At 60.6% G+C, this 15,529-nt stretch carries 8 protein-coding genes; 3 read left to right on the forward strand and 5 right to left on the reverse strand.

The window, feature by feature from the left end; translation table 11 throughout:
- A partial coding sequence (locus Q0O19_RS00005; protein ID WP_295518601.1) for a DUF3656 domain-containing protein occupies nt 1–1,307 on the forward strand: 1,307 nt, incomplete at its 5' end.
- A 62-nt stretch (nt 1,308–1,369) separates the two neighbouring features.
- Here Q0O19_RS00005 and Q0O19_RS00010 read toward each other — a convergent pair.
- The 5 genes from Q0O19_RS00010 to Q0O19_RS00030 all read right to left on the reverse strand — a co-directional run bounded on the left by Q0O19_RS00010 (nt 1,370) and on the right by Q0O19_RS00030 (nt 11,891).
- Nucleotides 1,370–4,771, reverse strand: coding sequence for a DEAD/DEAH box helicase (locus tag Q0O19_RS00010; protein WP_295518603.1), 3,402 nt, complete (start codon nt 4,769–4,771; stop codon nt 1,370–1,372).
- Between the two features lie 12 nt (nt 4,772–4,783).
- The gene (purL, locus tag Q0O19_RS00015; RefSeq protein WP_295518606.1) at nt 4,784–8,797 is read right to left on the reverse strand and encodes a phosphoribosylformylglycinamidine synthase; all 4,014 of its coding nucleotides are present in this window, start codon (nt 8,795–8,797) and stop codon (nt 4,784–4,786) included.
- Between the two features lie 198 nt (nt 8,798–8,995).
- A complete protein-coding gene (locus Q0O19_RS00020) occupies nt 8,996–10,339 on the reverse strand; it encodes a Gfo/Idh/MocA family oxidoreductase (RefSeq protein WP_295518607.1) in 1,344 nt (447 codons plus the stop codon).
- Entirely contained in the window at nt 10,336–11,208 is an 873-nt protein-coding gene (locus Q0O19_RS00025) for a phytanoyl-CoA dioxygenase family protein (protein ID WP_295518610.1), read from the reverse strand. The genes Q0O19_RS00020 and Q0O19_RS00025 overlap by 4 nt, the downstream gene beginning before the upstream one ends.
- A 2-nt stretch (nt 11,209–11,210) precedes the next feature.
- Entirely contained in the window at nt 11,211–11,891 is a 681-nt protein-coding gene (locus Q0O19_RS00030) for a GntR family transcriptional regulator (RefSeq protein ID WP_295518612.1), read from the reverse strand.
- A 151-nt stretch (nt 11,892–12,042) separates the two neighbouring features.
- Between Q0O19_RS00030 and map the strand changes: the two genes are divergently transcribed.
- Nucleotides 12,043–12,870, forward strand: coding sequence for a type I methionyl aminopeptidase (map, locus tag Q0O19_RS00035; protein WP_295518614.1), 828 nt, complete (start codon nt 12,043–12,045; stop codon nt 12,868–12,870).
- Between the two features lies 1 nt (nt 12,871).
- Entirely contained in the window at nt 12,872–15,520 is a 2,649-nt protein-coding gene (locus tag Q0O19_RS00040) for a [protein-PII] uridylyltransferase (RefSeq protein ID WP_295518616.1), read from the forward strand.
- Nucleotides 15,521–15,529 lie beyond the last annotated feature (9 nt).

Raw genomic sequence — 15,529 nt, forward strand, 5'->3', positions numbered from 1 at the left:
ACAACAACCAAAGCGAGAATCTGCGCGACTTGGTGGATGCCGGGATTCGCAGCTTCAAGATCGAGGGCCGCTACAAAGACATGGCCTACGTCAAAAACATCACGGCCCATTACCGCAAATTGTTTGACGAAGTGCTGGCCGAGCGACCCGAGCTGGCAGCCGCTTCGCATGGACGCACCACCTTCAGCTTCGAGCCGGACCCGAACCAGAACTTCAACCGCGAGTTCACCGACTACTTTGTGCAAGGCCGCAAGGAAGACATAGGCGCATTCGACACGCCCAAGAATCCCGGCCAACCCATTGGCTGGGTGAGCAAGGTGACGCCCGAGCACGTCGAGATCACCACCGATGACCCTCTTACCGAACTGCACAACGGCGACGGCCTGTGCTACTACGACCTGCAAAAGGAATTGATTGGCCTGCAGATCAACCGCGCCGAAGCACAAAAAGCAAAAGGTGTTTGGCGACTTTTTCCCAAAGACCCGATGGCCGGCTTCAAAGACCTGCGCCAAGGCGTGCAGCTCAACCGCAACCGAGACATGCGCTGGGTGCGCACGCTGGACAAAAAATCCGCCGAGCGGCGCATGGGCGTTTGGCTGCAGCTGGCTGAAAACAAAGATGGCCTGCAACTGACGCTGACCGACGAAGCCGGCCACAGCGCCACGGCGCGCACAGCCATCGCCTGGCAAGCCCCCAAAGACCCGAACCAGACCCAGGACAAACTCAAGAGCGCCTTGGGCAAGCTGGGCGACACTTTGTTCGAACCGTTGGACGTGCAGTTGTCCCTTTCCCGACCTTGGTTTGTGCCGCCTTCACAACTCAACGCCCTGCGCCGCGATGCCGTGCAGGCGCTCGAAACCGCCCGTGCAGCAGGCTTGCATCGCCTCCCTCGCGCCGTGCCCGTGTCGCCGCCAGTGGCTTACCCCGAAGACACGCTGAGCTATCTGGCCAATGTGTTCAACCAAAAGGCCCGTGACTTTTACGCCCAACATGGCGTCAAGGTCATCGAAGCGGCCTACGAAGCGCAAGAAGAATTGGGCGAAGTGAGCCTGATGATCACCAAGCATTGCGTGCGCTTTTCTTTGAGCCTTTGCCCCAAGCAAGCCAAAGGGGTGACCGGCGTGCAGGGCACCGTTAAAGCCGAGCCGATGCAATTGATCAACGGCAAGGAAAAACTCACCCTGCGCTTTGATTGCAAACCCTGCGAAATGCATGTGGTGGGCAAGATCAAGAAGTCGGTGCTGAACGCAGTGCCGCAAAGCCCTGTGCAGTTTTACAAATCAAGGCCCGTGGTGGGCCTGCACTGACCCCCGAGCACGCCAACACCCTGCCGCACAAGACTTTCAGGGAAAAAGTCTCTCCCCAAGGCTCAGCCCAGCGGCTTGAAGAGTTCGTTCAAGTCCGATTCGCCAAACAGCGGCTCTTTGCGCTGCACCGATCCGGAATACATGTCCTGCGCCAACTGGGCTTTGCGCTCTTGCAGGGCCAACATGCGCTCTTCAATCGTGCCTTGGGCCACCAGTTTGAGCACCCACACACTTTGGGTTTGGCCAATGCGGTGGGCCCGGTCGGTGGCCTGGTTTTCCACCGCAGGGTTCCACCAAGGGTCGTAATGGATCACGGTATCGGCCTGCGGCAGGTTCAGGCCCACACCCCCGGCTTTGAGGCTGATGAGGAACAAAGGCACCTGACCGCTGGTGAACTGGTCGATGATGGCGTCGCGGTTTTTACTTTGGCCTGTGAGTTTGACCCATGGGATGCCCAGGCGCGGCAACTCTTGCTCGATCAAACCGAGCATTTGGGTGAATTGCGAGAACAGCAAAATCTTGCGACCTTCGGCCACCATTTCGGGGAGCATGTCCAGCAATTGCTCCAACTTGGCCGATTGCTGCACTTGGCTGGCTGCACCGAGCTTGAGCAGTCGCGGATCACAACACACTTGCCTCAGCTTGAGCAAAGCGTCAAGGATGGTGATTTGCGATTTGGCCAAACCCTGCGCTTTCAAGGCGTCGCGCACGGTCTTTTCCATGCCCAAACGGATAGTTTCGTAGAGGTCAGCTTGTTGGCCTTGCAAAGGCACAGGCATCAAGGTCTCGATCTTGGGCGGCAGCTCGCTGGCCACCACATTTTTGGTGCGGCGCAGCATGAAGGGGGTGATGCGCTTGCGCAGCTGGTCCATTTTTTCGCTGCTGCCCTGGCGTTCGATGGGATTGCGAAACAACTCGGCAAAGCGCTTTTGACTGCCCAAAAAGCCGGGCATCAAAAAGTGGAACAGGCTCCACAACTCGCCCAAGTGGTTTTCCATGGGCGTACCCGACAGGCACAAACGGTGCGCTGCGGGGATATCCCCGACGGTCTGCGCAGCATGGGTATTGGCGTTTTTGATGTTTTGCGCTTCATCCAGGACCAGAACATGCCAGTCCGTCGCCATCCACAGCGCACGGTCTCTGTGCAGCAATGAATAGGGCGTGAACACGATGTCAAAACCACTCAAGTCCTGAGACGCGTCATGCCGAGTCAGGCCGTGGTGAATGTGGGTGCGCAAACTGGGGCAAAAACGGGCCGCTTCGCGTTGCCAGTTGCCCAGCAAACTCACGGGCGCCACGATCAAGGCGGGCTGCGTGAGTCGCCCTGCATCCTTTTCGGTGAGGATGTGGGCCAGGGTTTGCAAGGTTTTACCCAAGCCCATGTCGTCGGCCAAGATGCCCGCCAGCTGGTGGGTGCGCAAAAACTGCAACCAGTTCAAACCTTGTTGTTGGTAGGGGCGCAAAGTGGCTTGCAAACTGGCCGGTACTGGCACCTCGGGCAAGCTTTCAAAGCCGCGCATTTGCTGCACCAGATTCATCAGGCTTTGGGCGCCCGCCCAAACCACCCCCTCTCCCAGAGAGGCCGCGGTGCGCAAGGCTTCCAGGCGCGACAGGCGCAGTTCGTCACCACTCCAGTCACGGCCGCGCTCTGACACCAGCTCCATCAAGGTGCTCAGCCAAGGCGAGATCTTGGCGGTCGGCAACTTGACATAGCCCTCGCCTTGCAGGTCAGGCAAGTACAAAAACGGGGGCAGCACGGTTTTTTCGCCCTCTTCGGCGTTGCTGCAGATTTGCGCCAGCGTAGTCAAGATGGTGGGCACCCAGGGCAGGATGTTGACACGCTGACCATCGATGTCCATGCCGAGAGACAAATCAAACCACGGCGAGGTTTCTGGCGCTTCTTCGTCGCCCGACAAATCGATGTGCACGTCATCGGCTTGGCGCAGCCAAGGGCTTGCGCCCGAGATGAAATGCACGTCCAAGCCCGCATGGCGCCAAGGAGTGAAGTCGCACTCCACCCATTCGAGCCAGCGCTGCTGCGACTGATCGGGAGGCAACACCAGCATGTTGGCGTCGAAAGTGACCAGCCCCAAAGCGGCGAGTTCATCCCAAGCTTTGCGCTCACTGGGCAGGTCACGCAGCAACATGCGCGCTTGTGCGCCCTGCCCCACCAAGACGCGGTGTTGGGTGCCTGGCCAAAACCCGCGGTGGCCGCCGTAGTCAAACGTCAACTCGGCCATGAACAGGCCCTGCAAACTGCGCTCTGCGGGATGCACAGGCGCAATGTCGAGCACGGCGCGGGGCTGGACGCCTCGGATTTCCGGCATCTTCTGAATCACGGGCGGCAGGGGCACAGGGCCCAAACGCTCCAGCAATTGGTTTTGGAACTTGAACGCCACGCTCTCGGGCAACACAGGCGCGTTGGACAAGACTTGCAGCTCATTGGCACTCAAGCCCTGCGTGTCCAACGGGCCGCAAAGGCCTTGCACCGTGTCCATGAAAAAAGGGGGCTGGTTCAAGCCAAACACCACGCCCGAACGAACTGGCTGCATGCTGAGCTGCCAGCCACCTGGCAAATGGTCTTGGCCAACAACCTCACGCCAAGTTCCGACCAAAGCTTCAGGAGCGTCTTGCCAGCGTAAAGCGATGCCCTCCTCGTCCGACACCAACCGGCCGGTTTGGCTGCACAGTTGCAACAACAATTGGCCCGGCATGCCGTGCAGCTTCACCTCGCTTTGGAAACCATAAGAGCTGAAGCTGCTGGCGGCAGGGCAAGCCTTCAACAGGTCAAAAATATCGCGGTCTAAAGGGCTGCTGGTTTGCCAGATGGGGTCGTGCGATGAGGGTTCGTTGCTCAACTTTTTGGCTTTGCCCCACTCGCCATTGCGCTTTTGCGCAGCCCGCTTAACGGCCAAGTGAAAGACGGGTTTGTAGGCGGTTTGCACGACCGACAAGCAGTACACAAACTGGTCGTGCGTGCTCCCAGGCAAGGCATAAGCAGCCGGGCCGTTGGCGTTTTCCAGCCGGTTGAGCCAGTCGCGCACCTGGTATTCGGCATGGCTCAGCGCCCGCTCTTTTTCCATCAGGGAGCGGCGCTCCAACACCTCGACAGAGGGGCCATCAGGACCCCATTCGTTCAGAAGGGCCAAGCCTTGCATCGACGCCAAAATGCCCAGCGCCGCACCGTGCTTGCAGTAGCGCCCCACCTGGCAAGTGCAGCCACTTCGCCACTCGGCCAAATTGCCACCCGCACTCACCCGCAGTTCGGCATTGACCGCGTAGGGTTGTGCATCGTTGCCCTGCACTTGGCCCTGCAAACGCCAGCCGTCACCGTCGGGCGACAGCTGTGAGGACAAGACCTTGTCTTGCAGGTACAAGGTGGTGCCGCGCGACCAAGCCCCCTGGTCAAAGTAAAAAGCCAGTTGCGAAGGCGGGAACCACTGGGCCGGGTTGTTGGACTTCATGCGCGCAACAAATCAACCGACCCACTTGCGGGCGTTTTGCCACACACGCAACCACGGGCTGGGGGCGTTGATGCCCCCCGACGAGACCAGATCTGTCCAGCTCATCTGCACATTCCGAAACACGCGCTCAGGGTGCGGCATCATGGCCGTGAAGCGGCCATCCGCCGTGGTCACGGCCGTAAGGCCACCCGCGCTGCCGTTGGGGTTGAAGGGGTACTGCTCGGTCGCCTGTCCGTGGTTGTCCACAAAGCGCAGTGCGCCAATGGCCTGCGCCGCATTGCCCCGGTGCTTGAAGTTGGTCAAGCCTTCACCGTGCGCCACGGCGATCGGCAGACGGCTGCCCGCCATGCCTTGCAAAAACAGGCTGGGCGATTCGAGCACCTCGACCATGGACAGGCGGGCTTCAAAACGCTCGCTATGGTTGGTGGTGAAGCGCGGCCAAGCCTCAGCGCCCGGGATGATGTCGGCCAGTTCCGCAAACATCTGGCAGCCGTTGCACACGCCCAGTCCGAATGTGTCGGTGCGGCCAAAAAAGCCTTTGAACTGCTCGGCCAATGCCGGGTTGAAGGTGATGCTGCGCGCCCAGCCGATGCCCGCGCCCAGCGTGTCGCCGTAGCTGAAACCACCGCATGCCACCAGACCTTTGAAGTCGGCCAACTTGGCACGGCCCGATTGCAGGTCGGTCATGTGCACGTCGTGCGACTCAAAGCCCGCTTTGTGGAAGGCGTAGGCCATCTCCACATGCGAGTTGACACCCTGCTCGCGCAGGATCGCCACTTTGGGGCGCGACAGGTTCAGGAACGGTGCGGCCACGTTCTCGGCCGGGTCAAAGCTCAGCGCCACGTGCATGCCGGGGTCATTGGCCTGGCCTGCGGCCGCGTGTTCGGCGTCGGCGCAAGCCGGGTTGTCGCGCTGCTGGCAAATCTTCCAGCTCACGCTGTCCCAGACCTGGTGCAGGTTGTCGAGTTTGGCGGCAAACACCTCTTTCGTGTCGCGCCAGATGCTGAGTTCGCCCACGCCTTTTTGAATGGTGGATTGAACGGGTCGGGTCTTGCCAATCACATGGGTGTGTTTGGACAGACCGTGCTCGCGCAGGGTTTGCAGCACCGCGTTGCGCTGGGACGTGCGCACTTGCAGCACCACACCCAGCTCTTCGTTGAACAGGGCTTTGAGGGTGAGTTCTTCGCGGCGAGCACTGACTTGGCCCGCCCAGTTCTTGGCATCGCCATGGTCAGCGCGGCTGTCAGAGATGCCGTCGCCTTCGGTGACCAACATGTCCACATTGAGCGCCACGCCCACATGGCCTGCAAAAGCCATTTCGGCCACGGCGGCCAGCAAGCCGCCGTCGCTGCGGTCGTGGTAGGCCAGAACCTGGCCTTTGGCGCGCAAATCATTGACGGCGTTCACCAGATTCACCAGGCTTTTCGGGTCTTCCAGGTCGGGGACGCTGTCACCAAACTGGCCCAGCACCTGGCCGAGCACGCTGCCGCCCATGCGCTTGTGGCCTTGGCCCAGGTCGATCAGCAACAAGCTGCTGTCGCCCTCTTGCGCGTCCAACTGCGGCGTCAGCGTGCCGCGCACATCGGTCAAGCTGGCAAAGGCGGTGATGATCAGGCTGATTGGCGAGGTGACCTTGTGGGTCACCTCGCCATCAGATTGCCACAGCGTGCGCATCGACAAACTGTCTTTGCCCACAGGAATCGAGATGCCCAGCGCTGGGCACAGTTCCATGCCCACGGCCTTGACGGTTTCGTACAAAGCGGCGTCTTCGCCCGGCTCGCCGCAAGCGGCCATCCAGTTGGCCGACATCTTGACGCGGGGCAACTCGATGGGCGCGGCCAGCAAATTGGTGATGGCCTCGGCCACGGCCATCCGGCCAGAAGCGGCAGCGTTGAGTGAGGCCAGCGGCGTGCGTTCGCCCATGCTCATGGCCTCTCCAGCGAAGCCCGCGTAGTCGGCCAGGGTCACAGCCACATCGGCCACAGGCACTTGCCAGGGGCCGACCATCTGGTCGCGGTGGGTCAGGCCGCCCACGGCGCGGTCGCCAATGGTGATCAAAAAGCGTTTGGATGCCACGGTGGGGTGGCTCAGGACGTCAATCACGGCTTGTTGCAGCGAAACGCCTGTGAGGTCCATGGCAGGTGACTGGCGCACCACGGTCTTCACATCACGGTGCATCTTGGGCGGTTTGCCCAGCAGCACGTCCATGGGCATGTCCACCGGTGATTCTTGGCCTTTGTCTTCCAGCACCAGTTGGCGCTCGTTGGTGGCCACACCGATCACGGCAAATGGGCAGCGCTCGCGCTCACAAAAGGCGGTGAATTGCGCCAAAGACTCGGGCGCAATCGCCATCACATAGCGTTCCTGGCTCTCGTTGGACCAAATTTCTTTGGGCGACAGGCCAGATTCTTCGAGCTTCACGGCACGCAAATCGAAGCGAGCGCCCCGACCGGCGTCGTGGGTCAGTTCGGGGAAGGCGTTGGACAAACCACCCGCGCCCACGTCGTGTATGGCCAAAATCGGGTTTTGGCTGCCTTGCGCCCAGCAATGGTTGATGACCTCTTGCGCCCGCCGCTCGATCTCTGGGTTGCCCCGCTGCACCGAATCAAAATCCAGATCTGCCGCATTGGTGCCGGTGGCCATGGAGCTGGCCGCGCTGCCGCCCATGCCAATGCGCATGCCGGGACCACCCAGCTGGATCAGCAAGCTGCCCGCCGGAAACACGATCTTTGTCGTTTGCTGGGCGTCAATTTGGCCCAGACCGCCAGCGATCATGATGGGCTTGTGGTACCCGCGCACCACGCCATCCACGGTCTGCTCATATTCACGGAAATAGCCCAACAAATTCGGGCGACCAAACTCGTTGTTGAACGCCGCGCCCCCCAGTGGGCCTTCGGTCATGATTTGCAAGGGGCTCGCGATGTGCTCTGGCTTGCCGCCCACTTGGTCCGACATGCCGCCCCAAAGCTTGGACACGGTGAATCCGCTCAAGCCCGCCTTGGGCTTGGAGCCGCGGCCTGTGGCACCCTCGTCGCGGATCTCACCGCCCGCGCCAGTCAATGCGCCGGGGAACGGCGAAATCGCGGTCGGGTGGTTGTGGGTCTCCACCTTCATCAGCACATGGTGCAAGGCCTCTTCGGTCTGGTAAGCCGCGCCCGGCTGCACCGCATCAGCGGACATCCGGGCGACAAAACGCTCCACCTTGTGGCCTTCCATCACCGAAGCATTGTCCGAATACGCCACCACCGTGTGCTGTGGGCTGCACTGGTGGGTGTTTCGGATCATGCCAAACAGGCTCTTGGGCTGGGCCACACCGTCGATGGTGAACTCGGCGTTGAAAATCTTGTGGCGGCAATGCTCGCTGTTGGCCTGGGCGAACATCATCAGCTCCACATCGGTGGGGTTGCGCTTCAGACCCGTGAAGGCGGTGACCAAATACGCGATCTCGTCATCGGCCAGGGCCAAGCCCCAGGCCTTGTTGGCCGCCTCCAAAGACGCACGCCCGCCGCCCAGCACATCCACATGGGCCATCGCAGCGGGCTCCAAGGCGGTGAACAAAGCTGCGGCCTCATCGCGGCTGGGCATGGCCGACTCGGTCATGCGGTCGTGCAGCACCACGGCCACTTGGCGCCACTGCTCGACATTCAGCTTGGCGGTCCCCAGCAGGCCCGACTTCATCATCAGGCGGTATTCGGTCAGGCGTTCCACGCGGCGCACATCAAAACCGCAGTTGTGCGCGATGTCGGTGGCTTTGGACGCCCAAGGCGACACGGTGCCCAAACGGGGGCTGACCACGATCACGGGGCCATCAACAGGTCCTGCATAGGGCTCGCCGTAGGTCAAAAGTGACAACAAGGTTTGTTTTTGGGCTGCCGCCAAAGGCCCCACGGTGGCCACCAAATGCACAAAGCGGGCCGAGACACCGAGAATTTGCGGTGAAACCTCGGCCAGACGCGGCAAAAGCTGGGCCACGCGAAAGTCGCTGAGGGCGCTGGCGCCTTCAAAAGTCGTGATGTGCAGGGACACGGGGTGGCCTTGTAAAGGGACGGAAAACCGGTGGTCCGGGGCCGCTGACTGGGGCTGGTCGGCAAAGGCGGTATTTTAACGGGGGAAACCCTGATTTGAAGGCGCGATGGACAGATCCTGCACTTGTCTTTTTCAAGCAGGAAAAAGCCGTGCGGCGGACGCTGCACGGCTTGGCTGATCACCCCCAGGCAAGAGCGTTCAACCCTGCACCGAAGTCGCCTCCATCTCGCGCCGGATTTGGTAGGCATGGGTGCTGGTGTCCATGGCCACATCCTCCCAGCTCAGGCTTTGGCCCTTGGCCACGGGACGGATGACCTTGACGCCGTGGGCCAAGCCCAGCGGCACGCCACCCATGCGCTTGGAAGTGGCCGCCGGCAACAACTTGCCCCACACCGTGTACCCGCCCTCGCCGTCCAGCATGTCGCCGGGTTTGAGGTCGCGCTTGGCGGTGGCCACCACATCGGCGTTCCAGCCGATGGCCACGCCAGTGGGCTCGTTGCGCAAAGCGACGCTGGCCACGCTCACGCCGACCTCCAGGCCGATCAGGTGCCAGCGCTTGTACAGCGTGAAGTAATGGCCTGAAGGGTCGGTGTGGGCGTTGTACTCTTCAAAACAGTTCTTGATGTAATCGGTTTCGGCCTCTACGGTGACCCACACGCCCATTCGGATGTCGTAGGGGATTTTGCGGCCGTCGGTTTCGAGGCTCGAGATCACCTCGACCATGCCTTTGCGCTCCAACACGCCACCTTCCGAGATCGGGCGGGTGACGTAAGGGATGTCTTCCACACTGGCGGGCGGATACAGCAAGCCGTTGCTGGGCACGCCCAGGCCGGTGGCGTTGGACACAGCGGTGCTCTCGATCGAGGGCTTGGAGCCATCCAAAAAGCTGTTGAACATTTTGGGGTTCAGGCCGCCACGTTCGGCTTGCTCGGGCGTGAGGCCGTAATAGCCCCAGACGGTCTCGGGTGTGGATTCAGAGAAATGCGGCAACCATTTGTGGCCCCGACCCGCCGCCACCACCGGAAAACCGCAGGTGCGGGCCCAATCCACCAGATCACAAATGAGCGCAGGCTGATCGCCAAATGCCAGCGAATAGACCACCCCCGCTGTTTGGGCACGGGTGGCGAGCAAGGGGCCACAAAAGGCGTCGGCTTCGACCGTCACGTTGACCACATGTTTGCGGTGGGCAAAGGCTTCCAGAATGTGGTCCACCGCATGCAGGGGCGAGCCTGTGCACTCCACCAGCACGTCCACCGCCGGGTGGCGCACCAGGCTTTGCCAGTCTTCGCCCACAAAAGTAGTACCGTTTTTGACAGCATCGTCCAAGGTGGTGGCGGTCAGGCGCTCTGGGTTCCAGCCCACACGGGCCAAGTTGGCGCGCGCGCTGTCAGGCGACAGGTCGGCAATGCCCACCAAATGCACGCCGGGGGTGCGCGGGATTTGCGCCAGGTACATGGAGCCGAATTTGCCCGCGCCGATCAGACCGATGCGGATGGGGCGGTTTTCAGCGGCGCGTTGCAGAAGTTTGGCGTGCAAGTTCATGCGGCTTCTTTCAAAACATCCAGCGAGGTTTTCAGGGCGCTTTCAGGCATGCCGCCCTTCCAAGGCAAGTCCACCGGGTAGCTGTTCACCAAGCAATCGTCGGGCAGGCAGCTGATGGGGGTGAAGTCACGGTGTGCAATGTATTCGGGGCGCTTGTGTCGGCGGATGTGGTTGGACACTGTGCACAGGCTCAGGTAAACGCTCACGCGGTTCCAAGGCGACAAGTTGCTGGCCGAGGCATGCACCAAGCAGCTGTGGAACAGGATCATCGAGCCCGCTGGACCGGTGGGGCTGACGATGCCGCCTTCTTTGCCACCTGCACGTTCCACCAACTGGGCGATCAAGTCGTTGTCCACCGTCCACAGCGGATAACTGGTGGTCGACAAGTCGTGCTTGGCCTCAACCACGCCTTTTTTGTGGCTGCCGGGGATGAACATCAGCGGGCCGTTGAAGGGGTTCACATCGTCCAGAAAAATCGCCACATTCATGGCCCGCTCGGTGGGCATCATGTCGTCATTGAGCCAAGTGCCGTAGTCCTGGTGCCATTGCCACACATCGCCCTCGAACGCCATCTTGCCGTTGATCTTGAACTGGTGCATGTACAGCGCTTCGCCAAACAAGTCTTGCACCGGCTCGATCATGCGGGGGTGGCGAGCGAGCTTGGCAAAGGGCTCGCTGTACATGTGGGCCGCAAAGTTGGTGCGCACGGCGTCACTGCCTTTTTCGCGCACGTTGTAAGCCTCGCGGCGGCTGTAAAGCTCGGGCACCGCATCGGTCAGATTTTTAGTCTCTTCAGGTGTGAACAGGCCAGGAAAAAACAAATACCCTTCACGGTCAAATTGTTCCAATTGTTCGGGGGTCAGTCTCATGCTTATGCTCCAGTGTGGATGGTTGACAGTTGCTCGGTCAGTCGGGCCGTGAGTTGCACGCTGGCCGCATGGGCGTGTTCTTGCACCAGGCGAACAGCCACATCGGCCTCACCTGCAGCAATGGCGTTGGCGATGGCCTCGTGTTCGTCCCAGACGGTTTGGCGCTGGAAAGACGACTGCAACACCGCGCCCATCACGCGCTTGAGGTGGTGCCAGTGCAGGTCAATGCTTTGCGCGATGAGGGGGTTACCAGAGGCTTGGTAAATGGCGCGGTGAAAGGCCAGGTCGGCTTGGATCATGGCCTGCACGTCAGGCCTTTGGTGAACCCAACGGCCTTGGCGCATCACCTCGGGGTCGAGCTGTGCGCGACGCTCGGCGGCCAAGCGCACGGCCAAGGCGTCCAAGCTGCTGCGAACTTGGTAAACCTGGTCAATCCAGCGCACATCGAGTTGGGTGACCTGCACACCGCGACCGGGTGCGTCTTCGACAAAGCCGTCTTTTTTCAGCAAGCGCAGGGCTTGCAATACCGGCTGCCGGGACACGGCAAAGCGCTGCGCCAAGTCCTCTTGCGTCAACCGTTCACCCGGTGCCAGCGTGCCCTCGCTGATGGCGTCGAGCAAACGCGCATAAATCTGTTCCACGAGATCAGGCGCTGTAGTGAGTTGAAGGAGTGAAGAATTCATTTCTGTATACAGAATACAAAAAATCCCCAAAGCCATGAATGGGTGTTAACCCTGAATCACCCAATCCCCCCTTTGATTTCAAGAGGCAGTCACCGGTTGGAGGGACCTTAATGACAGTCAGACCAAGGCCTCGATGGGATAATCTGGCACTATGACTACCACCCTCAAAACCGCCCAAGACATCGAAGGCATGCGCGTGGCTTGCCGCCTGGCCTCAGAAGTCCTCGATTACATCGAGCCCTTCATCAAACCGGGCATCACCACCAACGAGATTGACAAGCTGTGCCACGACTACATGGTCGATGTGCAAGGCTGCATTCCGGCCCCGTTGAATTACGCACCGGGCGGCTACAAGCCCTACCCCAAGTCGATTTGTACCTCGATCAACCACCAGGTATGCCACGGCATCCCGAACGACAAGCCCCTGAAAAAAGGCGATTCGCTCAATGTCGACATCACCACCATCAAAAATGGCTGGCACGGTGACACCAGCCGCATGTTCCATGTGGGCGAAGCCTCCATCGCCGCCAAACGTTTGGCTTCGCTGACCTATGAAGCCATGTGGAAAGGCATTGAACAAGTCAAACCCGGTGCCCACTTGGGCGACATAGGCCATGCCATCCAGAAGTTTGCCGAAGGCCACGGGTTTTCGGTGGTGCGTGAGTTTTGTGGCCACGGCATTGGCCGGGTGTTCCACGAAGAGCCCCAGGTGTTGCACTACGGCAAACCCGGCACCCTGACCGAGTTGTTGCCGGGCATGGTCTTCACCATCGAGCCGATGATCAATGCGGGCAAACGCGACATCAAGGAAATGGGCGATGGCTGGACCATTGTGACCAAAGACCATTCTCTGTCTGCCCAATGGGAGCACACGGTGGTGGTGACCGAGACCGGCTACGAGGTGTTGACCTTGTCGGCGGGCAGCCCCGCTGCGCCGGCCTTCATTCAAGCCGCCATCAACGACCAAGCCACTGCCTGAGATGAGCGCACAGGCCCCTAAAGACGATCGGGTCGATCTGGCCCAGCTGCGCGAAACCTACAAACACGACAAAGCCGCGGTGTTGAACAGCCTGGCCATGAGCGGGGCGGCCGCACGGGGCTTGAAGCCCACCCTGCGGCAATTGTCCATCCTGGCCGACGGTCTGCTGATCCAACTGTGGCAAAAGTCGGGCTTTGCGCCCGATGTGTGCTTGGTCGCTGTAGGCGGTTTTGGCCGGGCCGAGCTTTTCCCTTATTCCGACGTGGATGTGCTGGTGCTCTTGCCCGATGGCCAGTCACCCGAGAACTCGCCCGAGCTGCAAGGCCAGTTGGAACGTTTCATTGGCAGCTGCTGGGACACAGGCTTGGAAATCGGCTCCAGCGTTCGTACCCTGAGCGAGTGCCTGGCCGAATCGGCCAAAGACATCACGGTGCAAACCTCACTGCTGGAGTCACGCCGCGTGACGGGCAATACCCGTTTGTTCAGCGCGTTCCAAAAGCAGTACCAAGCGGACATGGACCCGCAAGCCTTTTGGGTCGCCAAAACGCTGGAAATGCGTCAACGCCACACCAAGTTTGAAGACACGCCCTACGCCCTGGAGCCCAACTGCAAAGAGTCGCCCGGCGGGCTGCGCGATCTGCAGGTCATTTTGTGGGTGGCACGCGCGGCAGGTCTGGGCCAAAGCTGGGATGAGCTGGCGCGCAAAGGGCTGGCCACACCCCTCGAAGCGCGGCAGATCAAGCGCAACGAAGCCCTGCTGGGTTTGATCCGTGCGCGCTTGCATCTGCAGGCCCATCGCCGGGAAGACCGGCTGGTGTTCGACTTGCAAACCAATGTGGCCGAGTCGTTTGGCTACGCGTCGGATGTGACGCCCGAGGGGCGTCTGGCCCTTCGCGCCAGCGAAAAGCTGATGCGCCAGTACTATTGGGCGGCCAAGGCAGTGACCCAGCTCAACCAGATTTTGCTGCTCAACATCGAAGACCGGCTGAAAGCCGATCGGGGTGAAATGCTGGACAGTTTTCGCCCCCTCAACGAGCGATTCTTTGAAAAAGCAGGCCTCATCGAAGTGGCCAGCGACGACCTGTACCAAAAGCACCCGCACGCCATCCTTGAGACCTTTTTGCTGTACCAAGCCACACCGGGAATCAAAGGCTTGTCGGCCCGAACGCTGCGAGCACTTTACAACGTGCGGGCCATCATGAACGGGCGCTTTCGCGCCGACCCCATCAACCGGCAAACCTTTCTGCAGATCCTTCAGCAGCCCCAAGGCATCACACACGCCATGCGCTTGATGAACGAGACATCGGTGTTGGGACGCTACCTGTGGGTGTTTCGGCGCATCGTGGGCCAAATGCAGCACGACCTGTTTCACGCCTACACCGTCGACCAGCACATTTTGATGGTGCTGCGCAATGTGCGGCGCTTTTTCATGGCCGAGCACACCCATGAGTACCCGTTTTGCTCGCAATTGGCTGGCGGTTGGGACAAGCCCTGGATTTTGTACATGGCCGCTTTGTTTCACGACATCGCCAAAGGCCGGGGTGGCGACCATTCCAAACTGGGCATTGCCGAAGTGCGCACCTTTGCACGGCAGCACAAACTGGATGCAGAAGACGCACAGCTGGTTGAGTTTTTGGTAGGCGAACACCTGACCATGAGCCATGTCGCCCAAAAGGAAGACCTGAGCGACCCCGAAGTCATTGCCCGTTTTGCCCAGCGCGTGGGCAACGAGCGCCGCCTCACCGCCTTGTACCTGCTCACCGTGGCCGACATCCGCGGCACCAGCCCCAAAGTGTGGAACGCCTGGAAAGGCAAACTGCTGGAAGACTTGTACAAGTCCACTTTGCGCGTGCTCGGTGGCCGTGCCCCCGACGCCAACGCCGAAGTGGAAGCGCGCAAGCGCGATGCCTTGATCGAATTGGCCCGCCACAGCGAACCCTACGAAGGCCAAAAAGCGCTTTGGGACACCCTGGACGTGGGTTACTTCATGCGCCACGACGCCAGCGACATCGCCTGGCACGCCCGGCAACTGTCGCGCCATGTGGCCAAACCTGCAGATGGCCAACCCCGACCCATCGTGCGCGCACGACTTTCGCCCGTGGGTGAAGGTTTGCAGGTGCTGGTGTTCACGCCCGACCAACCTGATTTATTCGCCCGCATCTGTGGCCACTTTGACCAATCGGGGTTCAGCATTTTGGACGCACGCATCCACACCACCCGAACGGGGTGGGCGCTGGACACCTTCCAGATCGTCACGTCCATGTTGCCTGAACATTACCGCGAACTGCTCAGCATGGTCGAGTCGGGACTGACCCAAACCCTCGAAAAGAAGGGAGCCTTGCCCGCACCCACACGGGGACGCGTGTCGCGCCGCGTCAAGAGCTTTCCCGTGACCCCACGCGTGAGCCTCAAGCCCGACGACAAAGCCCAAAGCTGGCTGCTCAGCATCTCGGCCAGTGACCGTATTGGACTGCTGTACAGCATTGCCAGCGTGCTGGCACAGCATGGCATCCACCTGCAACTGGCCAAAATCAGCACCCTGGGTGAACGGGTGGAAGACACTTTCTTGATCCGCGGCGCTGAGTTGCAGCAAAACAAGGCGCAAATCGAGATCGAGACGGAGCTGTTGAAGGCGCTGCAGGCGGGCTAAAGGGCCCGT

Source organism: Limnohabitans sp. Rim8, assembly GCF_945869175.1.
Lineage (GTDB): Bacteria > Pseudomonadota > Gammaproteobacteria > Burkholderiales > Burkholderiaceae_C > Limnohabitans_A.

Coding starts and splice junctions, on each gene's coding strand:
- map (WP_295518614.1), top strand. CDS start 12,043: ATGACTACCACCCTCAAAACCGCCCAAGACATCGAAGGCATGCGCGTG.
- Q0O19_RS00025 (WP_295518610.1), bottom strand. CDS start 11,208: ATGAGACTGACCCCCGAACAATTGGAACAATTTGACCGTGAAGGGTAT.
- Q0O19_RS00010 (WP_295518603.1), bottom strand. CDS start 4,771: ATGAAGTCCAACAACCCGGCCCAGTGGTTCCCGCCTTCGCAACTGGCT.
- Q0O19_RS00020 (WP_295518607.1), bottom strand. CDS start 10,339: ATGAACTTGCACGCCAAACTTCTGCAACGCGCCGCTGAAAACCGCCCC.
- Q0O19_RS00040 (WP_295518616.1), top strand. CDS start 12,872: ATGAGCGCACAGGCCCCTAAAGACGATCGGGTCGATCTGGCCCAGCTG.
- Q0O19_RS00030 (WP_295518612.1), bottom strand. CDS start 11,891: ATGAATTCTTCACTCCTTCAACTCACTACAGCGCCTGATCTCGTGGAA.